The 18715-nt window shown below is 34.8% G+C and carries 19 protein-coding genes and 4 tRNA genes; 6 read left to right on the forward strand and 17 right to left on the reverse strand.

Going from position 1 to position 18715, the window contains the following annotated elements; genetic code table 11:
- Positions 1 to 141, reverse strand: coding sequence for a 50S ribosomal protein L34 (rpmH, locus tag A9G44_RS03005; RefSeq protein ID WP_025314679.1), 141 nt, complete (start codon positions 139 to 141; stop codon positions 1 to 3).
- A gap of 210 nt (positions 142 to 351) precedes the next feature.
- Positions 352 to 1380 carry an EF-P beta-lysylation protein EpmB gene (gene epmB, locus A9G44_RS03010; protein ID WP_065609163.1) on the reverse strand — a complete coding sequence of 343 codons (1029 nt, stop codon included), beginning with the start codon at positions 1378 to 1380 and terminating at the stop codon, positions 352 to 354.
- A 33-nt stretch (positions 1381 to 1413) separates the two neighbouring features.
- Between epmB and efp the strand changes: the two genes are divergently transcribed.
- Both efp and A9G44_RS03020 read left to right on the forward strand, forming a co-directional pair.
- On the forward strand, positions 1414 to 1980 hold the full coding sequence (gene efp, locus A9G44_RS03015) for an elongation factor P (protein ID WP_034914965.1): 567 nt from the start codon (positions 1414 to 1416) through the stop codon (positions 1978 to 1980).
- A gap of 247 nt (positions 1981 to 2227) precedes the next feature.
- Positions 2228 to 2788, forward strand: a complete 561-nt coding sequence (locus A9G44_RS03020; RefSeq protein WP_065609164.1) for a hypothetical protein — start codon at positions 2228 to 2230, stop codon at positions 2786 to 2788.
- A gap of 117 nt (positions 2789 to 2905) precedes the next feature.
- Here the strand turns inward: A9G44_RS03020 and A9G44_RS03025 are convergent, their stop codons facing one another.
- The 4 genes from A9G44_RS03025 to A9G44_RS03040 form a co-directional block, all read right to left on the reverse strand.
- On the reverse strand, positions 2906 to 3433 hold the full coding sequence (locus A9G44_RS03025; RefSeq protein ID WP_065609165.1) for an STY0301 family protein: 528 nt from the start codon (positions 3431 to 3433) through the stop codon (positions 2906 to 2908).
- A 159-nt stretch (positions 3434 to 3592) separates the two neighbouring features.
- Positions 3593 to 4081: an STY0301 family protein gene (locus A9G44_RS03030; RefSeq protein ID WP_034914955.1), complete on the reverse strand. Its 489-nt coding sequence runs from the start codon at positions 4079 to 4081 to the stop codon at positions 3593 to 3595.
- Positions 4082 to 4511: 430 nt separating this feature from the next.
- Positions 4512 to 5249 (reverse strand): carbonic anhydrase, encoded by a 738-nt coding sequence (locus A9G44_RS03035; RefSeq protein WP_034914950.1) that lies wholly within the window; start codon positions 5247 to 5249, stop codon positions 4512 to 4514.
- Positions 5250 to 5645: 396 nt separating this feature from the next.
- The gene (locus tag A9G44_RS03040) at positions 5646 to 6602 is read right to left on the reverse strand and encodes a hypothetical protein (protein WP_065609166.1); all 957 of its coding nucleotides are present in this window, start codon (positions 6600 to 6602) and stop codon (positions 5646 to 5648) included.
- A gap of 608 nt (positions 6603 to 7210) precedes the next feature.
- Here A9G44_RS03040 and A9G44_RS03045 point away from each other — a divergent pair.
- Positions 7211 to 7729, forward strand: a complete 519-nt coding sequence (locus tag A9G44_RS03045; protein ID WP_034913606.1) for a hypothetical protein — start codon at positions 7211 to 7213, stop codon at positions 7727 to 7729.
- A gap of 112 nt (positions 7730 to 7841) precedes the next feature.
- On the opposite strand, the gene A9G44_RS03050 is transcribed toward A9G44_RS03045, so the two are convergent.
- The 3 genes from A9G44_RS03050 to mazG form a co-directional block, all read right to left on the reverse strand.
- Positions 7842 to 8534, reverse strand: a complete 693-nt coding sequence (locus A9G44_RS03050) for a glutathione S-transferase family protein (protein ID WP_034913610.1) — start codon at positions 8532 to 8534, stop codon at positions 7842 to 7844.
- A 96-nt stretch (positions 8535 to 8630) separates the two neighbouring features.
- Positions 8631 to 9071, reverse strand: coding sequence for a hypothetical protein (locus A9G44_RS03055; protein WP_034913613.1), 441 nt, complete (start codon positions 9069 to 9071; stop codon positions 8631 to 8633).
- Complete coding sequence (gene mazG, locus A9G44_RS03060; RefSeq protein ID WP_218837513.1) at positions 9064 to 9867, reverse strand: nucleoside triphosphate pyrophosphohydrolase; 804 nt, start codon at positions 9865 to 9867, stop codon at positions 9064 to 9066. The genes A9G44_RS03055 and mazG overlap by 8 nt, the downstream gene beginning before the upstream one ends.
- Before the next feature lie 226 nt (positions 9868 to 10093).
- Here mazG and A9G44_RS03065 point away from each other — a divergent pair, with 226 nt between their 5' ends.
- Both A9G44_RS03065 and A9G44_RS03070 read left to right on the forward strand, forming a co-directional pair.
- Positions 10094 to 12097, forward strand: a complete 2004-nt coding sequence (locus A9G44_RS03065; RefSeq protein WP_065609168.1) for an OPT family oligopeptide transporter — start codon at positions 10094 to 10096, stop codon at positions 12095 to 12097.
- 145 nt (positions 12098 to 12242) lie between these two features.
- Entirely contained in the window at positions 12243 to 14165 is a 1923-nt protein-coding gene (locus A9G44_RS03070; RefSeq protein ID WP_065609169.1) for an ABC transporter ATP-binding protein, read from the forward strand.
- A gap of 67 nt (positions 14166 to 14232) precedes the next feature.
- Here A9G44_RS03070 and A9G44_RS03075 read toward each other — a convergent pair whose 3' ends face one another.
- The gene (locus A9G44_RS03075) at positions 14233 to 14805 is read right to left on the reverse strand and encodes a TetR/AcrR family transcriptional regulator (RefSeq protein ID WP_065560458.1); all 573 of its coding nucleotides are present in this window, start codon (positions 14803 to 14805) and stop codon (positions 14233 to 14235) included.
- Between the two features lie 180 nt (positions 14806 to 14985).
- Here A9G44_RS03075 and A9G44_RS03080 point away from each other — a divergent pair, with 180 nt between their 5' ends.
- Positions 14986 to 15537: an HPP family protein gene (locus A9G44_RS03080; RefSeq protein ID WP_065609170.1), complete on the forward strand. Its 552-nt coding sequence runs from the start codon at positions 14986 to 14988 to the stop codon at positions 15535 to 15537.
- A 212-nt stretch (positions 15538 to 15749) separates the two neighbouring features.
- Here the strand turns inward: A9G44_RS03080 and nusG are convergent, their stop codons facing one another.
- From nusG to A9G44_RS03115, 7 genes are all read right to left on the reverse strand, one after another.
- A complete protein-coding gene (nusG, locus tag A9G44_RS03085; RefSeq protein ID WP_034913625.1) occupies positions 15750 to 16295 on the reverse strand; it encodes a transcription termination/antitermination protein NusG in 546 nt (181 codons plus the stop codon).
- 1 nt (position 16296) lies between these two features.
- The gene (gene secE, locus A9G44_RS03090; RefSeq protein ID WP_034913628.1) at positions 16297 to 16698 is read right to left on the reverse strand and encodes a preprotein translocase subunit SecE; all 402 of its coding nucleotides are present in this window, start codon (positions 16696 to 16698) and stop codon (positions 16297 to 16299) included.
- Between the two features lie 134 nt (positions 16699 to 16832).
- Complete coding sequence (gene tuf, locus A9G44_RS03095) at positions 16833 to 18017, reverse strand: elongation factor Tu (protein ID WP_034913631.1); 1185 nt, start codon at positions 18015 to 18017, stop codon at positions 16833 to 16835.
- A gap of 183 nt (positions 18018 to 18200) precedes the next feature.
- Positions 18201 to 18276 (reverse strand) — tRNA-Thr (locus A9G44_RS03100).
- 3 nt (positions 18277 to 18279) lie between these two features.
- A tRNA-Gly gene (locus tag A9G44_RS03105) sits at positions 18280 to 18354 on the reverse strand.
- A gap of 55 nt (positions 18355 to 18409) precedes the next feature.
- Positions 18410 to 18494 (reverse strand) — tRNA-Tyr (locus A9G44_RS03110).
- Positions 18495 to 18527: 33 nt separating this feature from the next.
- Positions 18528 to 18603 (reverse strand) — tRNA-Thr (locus tag A9G44_RS03115).
- Between the last annotated feature and the right edge of the window lie 112 nt (positions 18604 to 18715).

Genomic DNA, 18715 nt, shown 5'->3' on the forward strand with positions numbered 1-18715 from the left:
TCAGCTAGCAACAGTTAAACGAACACGGCCTTTAGCACGACGGCGAGCAAGAACTTGACGACCGTTTTTAGTTGCCATACGAGCACGGAAACCGTGAGTTCTATTGCGTTTTAATACTGATGGTTGAAATGTGCGTTTCATGACGATTTATATCCAAATCTAATTATCAACAGGTTGCAGAGTAAAAACTCCACAGCATTAATTAAAGAGGTCGGAATTATAGTGCCTATTTTATTTTTCGTCAATGAGATTTTTACAGATAAATCCCATTAACCCTTAATTACCATACGATAAAATAAAATAGAATAAATAGATTATAAAATAATAAGTTATAACTAAAAAAACAATTAACTAATTCCAAAAAGTAAGTACTTGTTTACTTTTCTCACCACCGATTTCGCGCGCTAATTTAGGCACTAAATAACCAGATACTTGCTCGGCAAGCTGTTTCATTATTAATTTAGCTGAGTTATCATCAACTAGAAAATGAGCAGCTCCTTGTACTTTATCTAATAAATGAATGTAATAAGGCAAAATGCCAATATCAAAAAGTTTATTACTTAACTGAGCCAAAACATTGGCATTATCATTAATATTTTTCAGTAATACACTTTGATTTAGCACAATTACATCACTCTTTTTTAAAAGCCCAACTGCGCCAGCAACTGCATTATCAATTTCATTTGAATGATTAATGTGAGTAATTACTACAATTTGCAACCTACTTTCAACAAATAACCGACAAAGTTCAGCCGTTACTCGTGAAGGAATAACAACAGCCAAACGCGTATGAATCCGTAAACGCTTAACATGAGGTATTTTTTCAAGTGCATTAATCAAAAAAGCCATTTCATGATCTTTTGCCATTAACGGATCACCTCCTGATAAAATAATTTCATCAAGTTCAGGATGATTTGCAATATATTCAAGCGCAATGGCAAGATTCTTCTTAGATCCTTGATTATCATGATAAGGGAAATGCCGTCTAAAACAGTAACGGCAGTTAATTGCACAAGCGGTCTTAGTGATCAATAATGCCCGATTGTGATACTTATGCAATAATCCAGGAATGGCATTATCTTGCTCTTGTAATGGGTCATGACTATACCCTTCAACTTTTAATAACTCCCTATCATCACAAAGCACCTGTAACAAAAGTGGGTCATTACTATTACCCTTTTCCATTCGATTAATAAAAGCCCTAGGAACTCGAAGCGGAAACGCCTTTTTTGCTTGTTGCATGCGGATTGAAATGGTATTGGGATCTAGTCCTAAACAGGAGTATAAAACGTTGATATCTGTCACAACATTGGCCAGATCAAAAATCCACTCATCTTTATTATTTGGTAGTTCAACTTTTTGCTGTATAATACGACTCATTTTTTGTAATTCAGAATTTTAGTTGGAGCTTTTATGGCATCTTATAGTACTAATGAGTTTAAAGCTGGTCTTAAAATAATGCAAGACGGCGAACCGTGTGTCATTGTTGAAAATGAGTTTTATAAACCAGGTAAAGGTCAATCTATTAATCGTGTAAAAATTAAAAAATTACTTTCAGGCAAAACTGTTGACAAAACATTCAAATCAGGCGAATCAGTTGAAGCCGCTGACGTTGTTGATATGAATTTAACTTATCTTTATACCGATGGTGAATTTTGGCATTTTATGAATAACGATACATTTGAGCAACTTTCGGCTGATGCCAAAGCGGTTGGCGACAATGCAAAATGGTTAGTTGATCAAGCGGAATGTATTTTAACTTTATGGAACGGCCAACCGATTGCAGTAACACCACCAAATTTTGTTGAACTTGAAGTAATCGAAACTGATCCAGGTTTAAAAGGCGACACAGCAGGAACAGGTGGTAAACCAGCAACATTATCAACAGGTGCAGTTGTTCGCGTGCCTTTATTTGTACAAATTGGCGAGATCCTTAAAGTGGATACCCGTTCAGGCGAATACGTATCACGCGTAAAATAAATTAACATTTATCGCAGAAAAAGAGAGGTTGCACTAACCTCTCTTGCTCATCTAAACAGCATAAATTTAATCTTACTGTTTTACGCCAATCCAATGATAATGATTAAAACCTTTTAAAATCTATCCAAATTTAATTATCAACACAATTTTTACATACCCAATAAAAAGTATATTTTTAAAATAGCAACTAAATAAAATCTCATTACTTTTCAAATATGTTAAAATTCAAATAAAATAAGGAAATAGAATGATAACAATTAATATGTTAACTCAGAATAAAAAGCTATCTGATTTTGAGGATGTAATAGAAATCTTTGATAAAATTTATGAATATATACCTTGCGAATCTGATCTAAGCACAAAGCTGGATCGAAATGCCTTTTATGCTTTTGTTGTCATTCATACCATCAGTCACTGGCAAAGTGATGGTTGGTGTAATCTTTTATGGAATTATGCTACAGCAAAATATATCGTACCCGCAATGAAAGCGGTAAATTTACCACAAATTGCAGATGCTTTTGAACAAGTAGAACAAACTTATCCCTTTTCTTATTCTGAATGTGAAAATGAGAAAGAATTATGTAGTTTAGCCAATTTTATTGAAAATCCACGGCAAAAGCGCAAATATATTTCTTCAGAAAGATTATTAGCCATTTCGGAAGAAGAACGTCAAACCTACTCAAAAAATTTTATCACTAAATTAAAAATATTAGATGATCTGGTTACACCTTTATGGGATTATCAAGCACCAGAACAGGAAGTCTGGCGACCTGTCATTCATTTTATAAATCAACATATACAAAAGTAATCTATAACGATCTAATCCCCAAAAAGTAAGGGGGGGAACACCGACCATCTTAATTAATCTTTATTAGGCAATATTTTGTGGTAAATTTGAACACATTCCCGAATATCCAAACTAAAATTATTTTACCTTTTCAGCGCTACACACTAATTTAGCAAGTGTTCCTTGTTGCTGATCTTGGGTGTAAATTGCCCAACAAGTTTTCAGCGAGGCATCAATAGGCTTTATCAGTTGTACTTTGTTATTATAGCTATAATTGCAGCTAGCCCAAAAGCTCAATTTATTGGTATCATTACTACCATCTAACAACCAAACTGCCTTATATTTTTTCCCATTTATTGTCGCTGGCTTAGGTTTTATTTGTTTTGCGGAATCGGCTGATTTTCCTGAATATACTTCTACTTGATTTAGTCGACGTAAAGAAGTACTGTGAGCAATATCTTCTGGCAAAATTAAACTATCAATTTTTTTCATATCATAGCCTTCTTCAGACACTTCCCAACCGTCAGGTACAACTTCTAAATCAGGTTTAGAATATTTTATTGTTACCGATTCGGGACAAACTATCTCTTCATTTGCGTTAACTGAATCACAAAAACTTGCCCCTATTATGGCTATTGTTGCTAAATTTAAAATTTTACTTTTCACGTTTTCTATTCCTAATTAATCGTATAAAAATAAGATGATTTTGACTAATTAACATCATCTTATTAAAAAAATGCATTGACTATTAGCTATCCAAGCCAAGGTTATTTTTACTGTCTAATTTACTCACTGTGGAAACTTAAACTAACTTTATCATCACGTTTAATAAAAAGATTGTGGACCTTCATGTATTTTTTTATCGCAATTTAGTTTTACTTTCATTTTACCTTTTGCATCTTTTGAAGTTATTACCCAACAAGTTTTCATGGTCGAATCGATACGTTTTATCAGGCGAACTCGATTAAATGAATAAGAACAATTAAACCAGTAGCCAGTATCATTGGATGTATTATAACTAGTATCAACATGCCATGAATGTTTATATTTTTTACCGTTAATAGTAATTGTAAAAGGTATCATCTGTCCTAAATTCACTGGTTTACCAGAATATACTTCACCATCATCAACCTGCAAAAACTGATTTTTCTGTTCGAATATTTGCCACCCTTCAGGCAATATTTCTAGTTCCGTCGGAATGGATTTTACTTGAACTGAATCGGGGCAAGTTATCTCATAAATTGCGTTAACCGAAAAGGACATGCCAAACCCAGCTAATAATATTACTGTAATAGTAAAAATTTTATCTTTCATGTTAACTATTCCTTTTTAATCATAAAACGTAATTTTTATTGGCAGATAATATAACTTTTTTAATAAGTTAATTCATTAATTAACTGCATTATCTAATCGATTATTGATTAAGTATTATTACAAACCTAAGTTGTATTTTTAGTTTATTCTAGGGATTTTTAGTATTGTTATATTAGCAAACAAGATAATATCCTATCGTTAGAAAACTTTTCTTTGCTAGCTTAATTTAAATATAATCGCCTTCATCAATTAAGAAAGACAACGATAGTTAAGTGAACTAATTTAAGCTAACTAATAGTATTTATAGAATATGAGTTGTGACTATCAAGGCAGAAAATTACTTAAAAAATAAGCGATATATCTTACTTGTTGATAGATAATAAATGCACAAATTCAAGGCTCTATTCACACTAAACAGAGCCTAGAAACACTAATCAACAATCACTCGCCCATTCAAAGGTTGCGTTGGACGATTATTGTTGTGATGCATGATTGAGTGGAATTTTTCGATTTGTTCAGCAGATGCACTGCTTTCTTGTTCTAACACAATCCATCGAACGCCTTCAGTACAAGGTGGAGTTGTTAGTGAACCGCTAAAGCGGTAAAAATCCAATCTATTTGGCAATAAAGCCTTAATATCGACTGATTGAGATAATGTGGCGGTACTGCCTTCGTCTTCTGGCATTTGTTGCCAAGCTTTCGCTAATTCAGGATTAGGTTTTCCTTTATTAAACATCAAGGCAACAACCGTTAAGTCGCCATTTTTGTTTTTATAAACAAAATGAGCTTCCATCGGGAAGTATTTGCCTTTAATTTTATTTTCGCTTGGCGTATGAAAATGGAATTGTTGTAACGTAAACAGCTCGTTGTCAATTTCAAGCGTATTACCATCATTAACATTAACTTGAATTGTATGACCGTTATTGATGATTTCCTGCTTGCTTAGTTTGAACGTCAGTTTAAGTTTATCGTGGTGCGTTTTAAAAACATGTTCAATGTTAATTGGTGATTGATTTTTTCCTGTTTCGCAGGTTGAAAACTCTGGCGAAAGGTGTCCCCAATTTTCTGGATTATTTTCGCCTTCATAACCCCAATGGAGGGCAGGTTCTGTTGCAGCACAAGATAGACTGGTAACCATTAAAGCCACAATTATTGCATTAAATTTCATCTTGGTTTTACAGCTAGAAAGTGATTAGTGGAACCAAATTATACGCCACAAAAAATTACCTTACTAGAATCGTATATCATCACTTTTTAATATTTTTATAAAAAAAATGTTTGACATTTAAACAAAAAAGTAAGCTACAAAATAACCTGTTTTATTTGTTGCTAATTTTACTCAATATTTATTATGATAATATTTAATTATATTAAGTTATCATTGCTTTGGCATCATCAGTCAGAAGCTTTTTTGACTTTTAGTCATTAAAATACTAGCCTCGCAGGCTTTGCCAGCTCGGCGCCCCAACTTGCGCGGGGGCTTTATTCTTGTCTATATTGTCCCCTCACAAGCACCATAACCACCTTCCGCGCCCTAAGGATTAAGGACTAAACGCTAAAAAAACTAAGGTGCGGTGCAAACAACGGCAGTTCTGCCGTCGGCGCTGATGGCGAAGACGTTGCCGATGAGAATGGGGGTGTTCGAGGTGACAACGAAGTGGCCATCGTAACCTGACTCGTCGCTTGTCCAGTAGGCGAAATTGATGTAGGAGGGGTCGTCGTAGAAGTTCGCATCAGCGTAGTAGCCCACGTGGCCCCACTCCGTGAAAAATCCTGCACCTATGTAACGCATGTACCAATTACCTCGTGACGAAGGCGTGGCGCCATGTGCGCCATTCATACAGGCGAAATCCGTGTAATCACTACACATTGCATTGGTTAAATCGTTTACCCTCGGCATGCGATAACCCAAACCATTACACCATGCTAACTGGTTACTATAATACATATCATATCTCGAAAAATCCCCCGCCCGAAGGAAGAACCACTGCCTCAACTCAAATCCATATTTTACTACCTCATAACCATCTTTATCTCTACCCACTAACTCAAACGTCTGTGGTAACTGTGGCATAGCAATTGGGTTAGGATGAGGATTGTACCATTGATTTCTTGCCTCTGGACCTGTTAGCTTAACGCGTACAACTACTTCTCCTTTATCTTCTTGAGGAATCCACCTATCATTAGCTACAACATTTGTCACTGTTGCAGTGATTCCCCCCAAAGTAACGGGTTCCCATGTCAATTCATTTATATCTACTCCACTTATGAGTAAATCAAAATATAAATTATGCGCACCTGTAGTCGGAAAATTTAGGCTGTATGATTCAGGATTGATTGATTGTACTAAAAAGCCCTTATCAGGATTCCATATGTCAGCTGGGCCTGCGGATAAGCCCGTACCCACATGTAGATTCGGCCTTGCATAATTGATAACTGGCGACGGTATTATTATTGCATCACTACGATTACCCGCTCGAGCCTTTTTACCATTCGCCTGAACATTCCATGACGATGACAATAATAACAGTGCTAATACTAGCAAAGCTGTTTTAGGTGATTTGAACGATAATTTCGATAATTCGTTGAGAAATAATTTGGAAGGTATAAATGAGCTTAGTGTAAAAACACGTCGAATAAGATTATTTAATAAATTTAAGACATAGGTTTGCCAGTGCTGGTGTCTGGTGTCTGGTGTCTAAAATGATAATGCATTATGGTTAACCTGTCAAGTAATTATTTGTTTTATTTAAATTTTTATAATTATTTACTTATTTAATAAGCTTGTTTTCCTATAGCGATAAAAGTATAACCATTTTAAAAATTGTTGGCTAGTTTTTTGGCGGACTTTTTTGTAAAGAAATGTAAAGATGAAAATAATTCAACTTTAGGAATAGGGAATTTTTTGCACATTATCGACTGTCGATAACTAAAACTGTTTAGTATTTCAATCAGGGAGGTGTCGCTAGGCATTATGAAATTTTGCATAAAAATAACCTAATTTGGACAATATCACTGATATTATTAACTTGCGTAAAAGACCAAAATGTTCTAAACCCTACCGTGTTTAAAATTACACTTCATGTTTGAATTCAGGTATAATTTACACATAATACAAAGGAGATATAGATGTTATTTTCAATTACAAGATTTATTGCTGGCGGATGTTTGCCACTTTTGGGGGCCTTTTCTTTTTGCAGTTTTTTATTCAAAAATTATTATATTGGACTCATATTTATCATTATTGGCGTTTTAGCTTACTATCTGGTATTTATTAAATACACAAATATTATTATTAATAAACATATTACAATTTTTAAAAGTGAGTTTAAGGATGAGTTTGTGCGTTCAAATTTTTATTGCGATAAAACCTACGAAAATTTTATGTATTTTGATCGAATGAACAAACAAATCTGCTTTACAGATAAAGATACAAATAAAATTGTATCAAGGCTTAATTATGATGATTTATTCTCTGCTAAATTTAATTCTCATCCTCATTTTACTATTAAATTTGATTTTCATCCTTATGTTATTATGAAATTTAAATTAATAAACCAAGAGATAGAAATTAAATTTAATTATTTTTCAAAAGATTATATTTCATTAAGAACAAGATTTTCTCGATTAACAACTATTTATGAATAATTAAGTTATTTAGACAGTAATAACGTTGCTTTTAGTGTACAAAGTATCTGTTTAGCCTCAAAGATTCGAGGCTATCACACGAGTAATTTAAAAATATCTTAGAATTTGTTAATTAACGGTGTAGACGATAAGGTTCATCCACCACAATAAAATCTTTTTCTTGCATTGCCTCACTTATCCATTCTTTAACACTATGAGTTTGACAAATAGTGTTAATGTAGTTGGTTAACGTTGCCGATGTTTTGATACCGAAATTTTTTAGTCTTAAACACATTGGTGCATAGAAAGCATCAGCAATAGTAAATTCACCAAATAAGTAGTTAGATTGAGGTAAATTAAAATTTAAGAAAGAAGATAATAATTCATCAACAAGAGAAATTTCATTTTTGACATCAGCATGATCACGTAAAATAATTTGCCCAATTTCGAAAAACTCAGCTTCAATATTCATTGGTAAATGTTTTCTAATAGCAGAAAATCCTGAATGCATTTTAGCCACTAAACTGCGAGCATTAGCTCTTTTTTTAGTATCTATCGGCCATAAAGCTAAGTTGGGATGTTTTTCAGCCAAGTATTCACAAATAGCCAAAGAATCAGATATCACCACATCATTATCAACTAAAATTGGTACTGTACCATATTTTGATATTGAGGATACTGTTGCTTTAAAAGCAGATTTATCGTCAAGATTATCAAATCTAACAAACTTTTCATCAAAAGGAATACCAAAGTGTTTCATTACAACCCAAGGGCGCATAGACCACGTTGAATAGTTTTTATTGCCTATATAAAGTTTGTAATTCACTTTCAATCTCCATCCAATTCAGTAATGTAAAGTTTGTTAATATTTATCTACTTGCTTAGTTTTATTGGTAAAGAATTTTAAGAATGATTATTTTTATTACAAATAAACCACATGAGTGCCTTTTTCGGGTTGAAAAGTAGCTTTGCCAAATTCATCTAAGAAATAAGCAATATGATCGGCTTTATCCCCTACTAATCGTCCTTTTACTTTGTTCCATGTCATGAGGACTATCATGGCATCAGGTTCACAGCAAATTAACATGGGTTGTTGAAATTCTTCGTTCCAATAAAATTCACCTCCGTATATTTTATGGGCGGTGAGCAATAAATAACATCCGTATTCTTGCGATATCATGTTGAGTTGTTCTTCTGGAATGCTAAAGTTTTTTTCAGCCAGCTCACTGATGATCATTTCAACAACCGTAATACTTTTTTCAGAGTAATCGAGCTGATTAATGCTCCATTTTGGACTATTTAATATCGCATTTTGTGCCCATGCTTCGATCTCTTGATATAATTCATTTTTTTGTTCAGTCATTTTTATTCACTTCGCTATTGAGTTTAATCTGTTCTAATTGCTTAACACTTTGCCACGCGTCTTCCATTTGTTCAAGCGTTGCATCAATTAAAGATAAGTTTTTTTGTTTGAGTATCGATTCTACTTGTTGAAATCGTCGGGTAAATTTTTTATTGGCTTGCTGTAAACAGAGTTCTGATTTAACCTTTAAATGCCTAGCTAAATTGACGGTCGCAAACAATAAATCACCAAGTTCTTCCTCAATTTTTTGTGGATCTTGTTTAGTGCGTTCTAATTCTTGCTCAACTTCGCCAATTTCTTCTTTTACTTTATCAAGCACAGGTTTTATATCATGCCAATCAAAACCAACCGAGGCACAACGCTTTTGAATTTTTTCTGCTTGCATTAACGCTGGTATTGCTTGGGGTATATCGTCAAGCAATGAGTATTGCGCTTTTTGGTTTCGTTCTTTTTGTTTAAGTTGTTCCCAGTTAGTTTTTTTAGTCTTATTTTCAGTAAAAATATGAGGATGACGATAAACTAATTTATCTACAACCGATAAACAAATCTCATCAAAATTAAAGCTTCCTTGTTCTTGGGCTAAATCAGCATAAAAGACAATGTGAAATAGTAGATCACCAAGTTCTTTTTTTAGCTCATCCATGTCTTGTTTATCAATTGCATCTAAAACTTCATAGGTTTCTTCTAAAGTATACGATTTTAGTGATGCAAAAGTTTGTTGCCGATCCCATTGACAACCATTAACAGGATCACGAAGTTGTTTGGTTATGGCTTGTAAGCGTCGTAATGCGTTCAAAATATCTCTCATAAATCAATTATTGATTGAACTATTGTAAATGGTTTCATAGCAAAACGGTTACTCTTTTAAACATTGGCGCTTATATATTTTGCTATTATTGATAATTATTTCACCAAAAATAATAATATAAATTGTAAAAATAGCCTTAAAGACGGAACTTCTAGCCGATAAATGTGAATTAAGTATATAATACCTGCTTATTAATTTAACGTTATTAAACAATATGAATAATTTACGCGAGCTTACTTTAAGAGGTACCATTCTCGGCGCTCTTATTACTGTTATTTTTACTGCATCGAATGTTTATCTTGGCTTAAAAGTTGGATTAACTTTTTCGTCAGCAATCCCTGCTGCAGTAATTTCAATGGCTGTATTGAAACTGTTTTCAGGTTCAACTATTTTAGAGAATAATATGGTGCAAACTCAGGCATCAGCAGCTGGCACTTTATCTTCAATTATTTTTGTGCTACCAGGGTTGTTAATGATTGGTTATTGGCAACACTTTCCTTTTTGGCTAACCTTTGCAATATGTGCCGCAGGCGGAATGCTTGGGGTTTTATTTTCAATTCCTTTACGTCATGTAATGGTCGTTAAAAGTAATTTACCTTATCCTGAAGGTGTGGCTGCCGCTGAAATTTTAAAAGCTGGCTCTAAAACCGATAATAATGAAGCTAATGATGGGCTAAAAGATATTTTATTTGGTGGCGTGATTGCATCCATTGTTAGCCTTTTTACTAATGGTTTTCGTGCGTTATCAGAAAGCACTGCTTATTGGTTTACTGCTGGTAAGTCTATTTTTCAACTGCCTATGGGGTTCTCATTAGCTTTACTTAGTGCTGGTTATTTAATCGGAATTATGTCTGGAATTGCTATTTTAATTGGTACTATTATTGGTTGGGTATTTGGCGTTCCAATTTTAAGTGCAATTACCGATTATGATACTAGTCAACCGTTATCTGAAGTTGCTATGGGATTTTGGGCAAAAGATATTCGTTTTATTGGTGCAGGGGTAATCGCAATTGCAGCCGTTTGGACATTACTCACGTTAATCAAACCGATGGCCGAAGGGTTAAAAATCTCGTTTAAAAGTATGCGTTCAGATGCGTCTGACAGTGATATTGCATCAACCGAGCGGGATTTATCACCTAAAACTATTTTAGTCATTATGGGCAGTATGTTAGCTATTTTGTTAGTGACTTTTTATAGCTTCATTGGCAATAGTGGGTTATCAGCTGGCGTCGCTTGGACATTAGTTTTTTGCGCTGTATTATTTGCTTTTATTATGGGTTTTTTAGTGGCTGCCGCTTGTGGTTATATGGCTGGACTTGTTGGCTCATCAGCAAGCCCAATATCAGGAATAGCAATAGTTGCTGTGGTTGTCATTTCATTGATCTTATTAGGTTTAGGCGAAGCTAATGGTATGCTATCTTCTATTGAAGGTTCTAATTTTGCAACCGCACTTGCGCTCTTTACAACCAGTGCTGTATTGGCTATTGCTTGTATTTCAAATGACAATTTACAAGACCTAAAAACAGGTCATTTGGTTAATGCTACCCCTTGGAAACAACAAGTCGCATTATTACTTGGCTGTGTTGTTGGTGCAATTGTTATTGCGCCTATTTTAGAAATTTTATATAACGCTTATGGCTTTACTGGCGCTTTACCTCGCCAAAATATGGATGTAAGCCAAGTTTTAGCTGCACCACAAGCAACACTGATGACAACAATTGCTAAGGGAATTTTTGCTCATCAACTTGACTGGACGATGATTTTAATAGGACTTGCTTTAGGCGCTGCTATTATTATTGTTGATTTAATTCTTGCCCGAAATAAATCTAATTTTCGCATACCTGCTCTTGCTGTTGGGTTAGGCATTTATTTACCGCCAAGCATTACAACACCAATTATTATTGGTACTTTTTTATCATGGATAATTAAACGTAATGCGTACAAAAAAGCCCAAGCGCAAAATTTAGATCCAGAAGAACAATACCAAAAAGTTGATCGTAAAGCGGCGCTAATTGCATCGGGCTTGATTGTTGGCGAGAGCTTAGTTGGCGTGTTATTAGCTATTGTAATTGTGATTAGCATCACCAATGGCGGAAATGATGCTCCACTCGCAATACCGTTCGATTTAGGTATGTTACCGCAACTTTTAGGGCTCTTTGTTTTTGTTGGTATATGTACGTTCTTTATCCGTCGTGCTTTATCAGCAATTAAAAAATAGGCCTACGAATAATTAAATTTAAGCCCTTTTCGTTTCAACAAAGGGCTTTTTTGTTTAAATTGATTGTTTTATAACGTTCCTGATTTTAGATGATTAAAACAATTTTTATTAACCTACTTTATTTTGAATAATAGACATAAATATCATGATAGTTTTTGATTCGATCCAAGTGCGCCGTGGCGTTAACCTGCTATTAGATAATGCATCAGCAACCATTAATCCTCAACAAAAAGTGGGGTTAGTGGGTAAAAATGGCTGCGGAAAATCCACCCTTTTTTCGCTAATTAAAGGTGAAATCCAAGCTGATGCAGGCACATTGAGTGTTCCATCTCACTGGCAACTGGCTTGGGTCAATCAAGAAACACCAGCCTTGGATATTCCTGCGATTGAATATGCGATTGATGGCGATCGTGAATATCGTCAATTAGAAAAGCAGTTAAATATTGCCAATGAGCAAAATAATGGTCAACAAATTGCGGTCATTCATGAAAAGCTTGATACCATAGATGCATGGACAATTCGTGCACGAGCTGCAACATTATTACATGGTCTTGGTTTTTCTAATGAGCAATTAATGTTACCGGTTAAGTCCTATTCCGGTGGTTGGCGAATGCGATTGAATTTGGCACAAGCGTTAATGTGTCGTTCTGATTTATTACTGCTTGATGAACCAACCAATCACCTTGATTTAGATGCTGTCATTTGGCTTGAAAAATGGCTAAGCAACTATCAAGGAACTTTAATTTTAATTTCTCACGATCGTGATTTTTTAGATCCTTTAGTCAATAAAATTATTCATATTGAACAAAAAAGTTTATTTGAATACACTGGTAACTACTCCTCATTTGAGATTCAACGATCTACAAAGTTAGCACAACAACAGTCTCTTTATGAAAGCCAACAACTCAAAGTTGCACACTTACAAAATTATATCGATCGCTTTAGAGCCAAAGCAACAAAAGCTAAACAGGCGCAAAGCCGTATAAAAATGTTAGAAAAAATGGAACTGATTGCACCAGCGCATGTCGATAATCCATTTCATTTTAATTTTAAACCATCAGAATTCTTACCAAGTCCTTTGTTAATGATGGACAAAGTCGTAGCGGGTTATGATGATAAAATTATACTAGAAAAAATTAAGCTTAATTTAGTTCCTGGTTCACGTATTGGTCTATTAGGACGCAATGGTGCAGGTAAATCAACACTGATTAAATTACTAGCTGGTGAACTTGCACCTAAAGAAGGCCATATTAATCTTGCTAAAGGTGTTCAATTAGGCTATTTTGCTCAACATCAATTAGAATATCTACGCCCTGATGAATCACCACTTTGGCATTTAACGCAACTTGCCGAACCGAAAAATACAGAGCAAGAACTGCGTAATTATTTAGGTGGATTTGATTTTCAAGGCGACAAAGTCACCGAGCCAGTTAAAACTTTCTCGGGTGGTGAAAAGGCGCGACTTGTTTTAGCTTTAATTGTCTGGCAAAAACCAAATCTTCTTTTATTAGACGAACCAACTAACCACCTAGATTTAGATATGCGACAAGCATTGACTGAAGCGCTAATTGATTTTGATGGTGCATTAGTTGTGGTGTCACATGATCGCCATTTACTACGTTCGACCACCGATGAATTCTATTTAGTCCATGATCATAAAGTTGAACCATTTGACGGCGATCTTGATGATTATCAAAAATGGTTAGCCGAAGCACAAAAAGATGATAACCAATCAAATGACGAAATAAATTCACCCAAAAAAGAAAATACAAGTAATATATCAGCTCAAGATCGTAAAGAGCAAAAACGTAAACAAGCTAAATTACGTGCACAAATGCAGCCAATAAAAAAACAGTTACAAAAAGAAGAACAGATGCTTGATAAATTAACCCATCAATTAAAGCAAATTGAAGAACAACTGTCTGATCCTGCAATCTATGATGCGAGCAAAAAAAACGAACTTACAACTTTGTTACTAGAGCAAAGCCAACTTAAAAATCAATTAGAAGAAACAGAACTACAATGGTTAGAATTACAACAACAATTGGAATCGTTTAACTTAGATTAAATTGATCATTTCGGTTAATAGGCTTGAGGTAATGGCTATCCATTGTCTATAAGCCAGCTATTTAAATTCATAGGTTATCCTCGCCAATGTTATCGACGATATCATAGATATACATTTTTGCCTGTTCAAAATCATATCCCTCAATACCAAAAACGGATGTGCAAGATATCATACCTTCAAGTATTAACATAATTAGGCAAGATGCTTGTTCACATGACTTTGTGCCTCCTAGACATTCAAAAATCCTATCTTGAATCCACTTTTTATGTTCACTAACAATAGCGCATATTTCTTCGCTTTTATTGTTATATTCAGACTTGGCTCGTACAAACATACAACCACGGTAATTATCATTCTTAAACCATTTTATATGCCATGAAATAATTGCATTGATTTTGTCTTTTTTTTCAGAAAAAACAGCGATAACATCTGTAAGTGATTTTTTAAAACAATCATTCCGCCTAAGTAACACTTTACTTACAAGCCCATTTTTGTCACCAAAATATTTATATAATGTTCTTTTTGATACACCTGCATTTTCTGCAATAAGCTCTAAACTAACAGGATGATAACCATATTCATTAAACAGCGATTCAGCCGCAGCAAGTATCATATCAACAATTTCAGGCTTCAATTTCATTTTTTATTATTTGTAATTGCTAGAATATTTTTGATTCTATCACAACAACTCTAATATAGTTAATTATAAATAATGTTTGACCTTTATAGTTAACAAATATACATTAAGTAAACGAGACAGTTTACTTAATAGACTTACTAGTTTTATTAAAATCCCACATTAACCAAACAGGAGAGATTTATGCTAGAAAAATTAAAAGGAGGAGAGGTGATGTCACCTAAACCTAACGCAGTAGCTATATTGAGAGGATTTATTGGGGGTGCTTTAGGGATTTTAACTTTGCTCGTAATCACTCAGTGGGGAGGTACATTAGCAATTATGGCTCCATTTGGTGCAACATGCGTCTTGTTATTTGCTGCACCTAAATCTCCATTAGCACAACCAAGAAGTGTTATAGGAGGGCATTTTATTTCGTCTTTTATAGGTGTGTTGTTCATTAATTTATTTAGTAATGGAATTATACCGATAGCATTAGCAGTTGGGACATCTATCGCATTGATGCAGTTACTACGTGTAGTTCACGCTCCAGCTGGTGCAAACCCTATTCTAATCATGATGTCTGGAATTACTGACTATTCATTCTTGATAACACCAGTACTTATAGGTTCGGTTTTATTAGTCATGGTTGCTTTAATAGTTAATAATATAGGAATCGAAGCACGTTGGCCTAACTATTGGTTGGGATATCACTTTGATATGGGTAAAAGAATAAAAAAATCTAAAAAAGAATAGATTGCCTGTATTATATTAATAATAAATTATGATCCTATAGTGGTTTTATCTACCTTGGCAACTCACTTTGATTAAATATATTAGAAACAGAACTATTATTCTCAAATTCTGGAAAGGCATTATATTTCTTTCATAAAAACAAAAACCACAAGATAGACTCTTGTGGTTTTGTAAAAGATACAGCTAATTCAGTGAAAAACTATATCAAAAGATTAGCTCTTTTCAACTTGACTAAAATCTAGCTCTACAGGCGTTGAACGTCCAAAAATAGAAACCGATACTTTCAAGCGACTTTTTTCGTAATCAACTTCTTCTACTACACCATTAAAGTCAGCAAATGGACCTTCGTTAACACGAACAAGTTCACCTGGTTCAAATAGTGTTTTAGGGCGTGGTTTATCACCTATTTGTTGTAAACGATTCATGATAGCATCAACTTCACGTTGGCTAATAGGCGCTGGTCGATCCGAAGTACCACCAATAAAGCCCATTGTTCTTGGTACACTTTTTACTAAATGCCAAGTTGCATCATTCATCATCATTTCAACTAGCACATAACCTGGAAAGAATTTACGTTCACTTTTACGGCGTTGACCACTTTTCATTTCAACAACTTCTTCAGTGGGTACTAAAACTTCACCAAATGCATCTTCCATATTATGTAATTTGATGTATTCACGTAATGATTGTGCAACCCTCGCTTCATACCCAGAATAAGCTTGAATAACATACCATCGCTTTTGTTGTGTTTCGCTCATATTAACGCCCTATTGATGTTAAATAAAAGATGACTAAACGGAATACTGTATCCATCCCCCAAAGCGCTAAACCAACAAAAAGTGTAATAGCTGCAACAAGTAAAGTTGTTTGTGCTGTTTCTTTACGTGTTGGCCATACAACTTTTCTTAATTCTTTTCTAGATTCTTGTAAAAATAACAAAAATGACTTACCCATGTTTGTTGTAATCGCAATTAACAGCGTTAATAACGAAATTACAACAACTGCAATAATCCGAACGATTGTATTAGGTTGATATATATCATTTGGTTCAGCAAAATAAAAATTTCCCCAAACAACAAATGCAATCAATACTAAAACTAAACACCATTTAAATTTGTCTAGAATAGTATTTGAATCTTGACTCTCGTTACTTACTAGCATATAAAACCCATAATTATGTTATTTATAGTAATATCTATTTTCCAAAATGCTCTTTTATCAAAAACATTTTGCTAAACAGACTAGATAAGAAAGGGCATCTATTGATACCCTTTCTATTGGTAGCTAATACTAGATTATTTAATAACCCTAGCAACAACACCCGCACCAACAGTACGACCACCTTCACGAATCGCAAAACGTAAGCCGTCTGCCATTGCGATTGGGTGAATTAATGATACTGTCATTTTGATGTTATCTCCAGGCATTACCATTTCTACACCTTCTGGTAATTCGATAGTACCAGTTACGTCAGTTGTACGGAAGTAGAACTGTGGACGGTAACCTTTGAAGAATGGAGTGTGACGACCACCTTCATCTTTGCTTAAAATATACACTTCTGATTCAAAATCAGTATGTGGTGTGATTGAACCTGGTTTTGCAAGTACTTGACCTCGTTCGATTTCTTCACGTTTTGTACCACGTAGTAATACACCAACGTTTTCACCTGCACGGCCTTCGTCAAGTAATTTACGGAACATTTCAACACCAGTACAAGTTGTTTTAGTGGTTGGCTTGATACCAACAATTTCAACTTCTTCACCAACTTTGATTACACCGCGTTCAACACGACCAGTTACTACTGTACCACGTCCTGAAATTGAGAATACGTCTTCAATTGGTAATAGGAATGGTTTGTCGATATCACGCTCTGGCTCTGGAATATAGCTATCTAATGCTTCTGCTAATTCAACAATTTTGTCTTCCCATGCTGCATCGCCTTCTAACGCTTTAAGCGCTGAACCACGAATTACTGGTGTATCATCACCTGGGAAATCATATTGAGATAGAAGTTCACGTACTTCCATTTCAACTAATTCTAATAATTCTTCGTCATCAACCATATCACATTTATTTAAGAATACGATGATGTAAGGAACACCTACTTGACGACCTAAAAGGATGTGTTCACGAGTTTGTGGCATAGGACCATCTGTTGCTGCTACTACTAAGATAGCACCGTCCATTTGTGCCGCACCAGTGATCATGTTTTTAACATAGTCAGCATGGCCTGGGCAGTCTACGTGTGCGTAGTGACGAGTTGGTGTATCGTATTCAACGTGTGAAGTGTTGATGGTAATACCACGTGCTTTTTCTTCTGGTGCGTTATCGATTTGATCGAATGCACGAGCTTGACCGCCGTATTTTTTAGCAAGTACAGCTGTAATTGCAGCAGTTAAAGTTGTTTTACCGTGGTCAACGTGGCCGATTGTACCAACGTTAACGTGGGGTTTTGTACGTTCAAATTTTTCTTTAGACATTTATCGTCCCTCAAATGTAATACAAATCGGTGGTGAATCACCACATTAACCAAGTATCATATTTAATATCAACATAATACTAACTTAAAATTAGCTCTGAATGATAACAGATAAAGTTACCGAGTGACAAGCTATAAAGCAGGCAAATTTGATATTTTTAGAAGTTTAGGAGATTAACAAGAATGGTGCTGATAGGCAGATTTGAACTGCCGACCTCACCCTTACCAAGGGTGCGCTCTACCAACTGAGCTATATCAGCAATTGGAGCGGGCAGCGGGAATCGAACCCGCATCATCAGCTTGGAAGGCTGAGGTAATAGCCATTATACGATGCCCGCATGTTCAAACTCGGCTACCTAAATGCTTCAATTAGCTATTGCTAATATTAGATGATGGTGGTGGGGGAAGGATTCGAACCTTCGAAGTGTGACACGGCAGATTTACAGTCTGCTCCCTTTGGCCGCTCGGGAACCCCACCCCGAATCTTTATAAATTTGTCTACTTAGGAAAATGGTGCCGGCTGCCGGAATCGAACTGGCGACCTACTGATTACAAGTCAGTTGCTCTACCTACTGAGCTAAGCCGGCCTAAGTGCTGCGCATTATGAACTAGAACATTTAACCTTGCAAGCAAAAAAAACAAATTTTATTTTGTTTGCTTAAAAATAAATCAAAAATATAAAAAAACCCGAAATGTATA

Origin of the sequence: Gilliamella sp. Occ4-3, assembly GCF_001690675.1 — a bacterium.
GTDB lineage: Bacteria > Pseudomonadota > Gammaproteobacteria > Enterobacterales > Orbaceae > Gilliamella > Gilliamella bombi.

Excerpts from the sequence above, each read along its gene's own strand:
- A9G44_RS03080 (WP_065609170.1), top strand. The coding sequence starts at position 14,986 with ATGCTAGAAAAATTAAAAGGAGGAGAGGTGATGTCACCTAAACCTAAC.
- A9G44_RS03035 (WP_034914950.1), bottom strand. The coding sequence starts at position 5,249 with ATGAAATTTAATGCAATAATTGTGGCTTTAATGGTTACCAGTCTATCT.
- A9G44_RS03055 (WP_034913613.1), bottom strand. The coding sequence starts at position 9,071 with ATGACTGAACAAAAAAATGAATTATATCAAGAGATCGAAGCATGGGCA.
- A9G44_RS03030 (WP_034914955.1), bottom strand. The coding sequence starts at position 4,081 with ATGAAAGATAAAATTTTTACTATTACAGTAATATTATTAGCTGGGTTT.
- efp (WP_034914965.1), top strand. The coding sequence starts at position 1,414 with ATGGCATCTTATAGTACTAATGAGTTTAAAGCTGGTCTTAAAATAATG.
- A9G44_RS03020 (WP_065609164.1), top strand. The coding sequence starts at position 2,228 with ATGATAACAATTAATATGTTAACTCAGAATAAAAAGCTATCTGATTTT.
- A9G44_RS03075 (WP_065560458.1), bottom strand. The coding sequence starts at position 14,805 with ATGAAATTGAAGCCTGAAATTGTTGATATGATACTTGCTGCGGCTGAA.
- nusG (WP_034913625.1), bottom strand. The coding sequence starts at position 16,295 with ATGAGCGAAACACAACAAAAGCGATGGTATGTTATTCAAGCTTATTCT.
- epmB (WP_065609163.1), bottom strand. The coding sequence starts at position 1,380 with ATGAGTCGTATTATACAGCAAAAAGTTGAACTACCAAATAATAAAGAT.
- secE (WP_034913628.1), bottom strand. The coding sequence starts at position 16,698 with ATGCTAGTAAGTAACGAGAGTCAAGATTCAAATACTATTCTAGACAAA.
- A9G44_RS03065 (WP_065609168.1), top strand. The coding sequence starts at position 10,094 with ATGAATAATTTACGCGAGCTTACTTTAAGAGGTACCATTCTCGGCGCT.
- A9G44_RS03045 (WP_034913606.1), top strand. The coding sequence starts at position 7,211 with ATGTTATTTTCAATTACAAGATTTATTGCTGGCGGATGTTTGCCACTT.
- tuf (WP_034913631.1), bottom strand. The coding sequence starts at position 18,017 with ATGTCTAAAGAAAAATTTGAACGTACAAAACCCCACGTTAACGTTGGT.
- A9G44_RS03070 (WP_065609169.1), top strand. The coding sequence starts at position 12,243 with ATGATAGTTTTTGATTCGATCCAAGTGCGCCGTGGCGTTAACCTGCTA.
- rpmH (WP_025314679.1), bottom strand. The coding sequence starts at position 141 with ATGAAACGCACATTTCAACCATCAGTATTAAAACGCAATAGAACTCAC.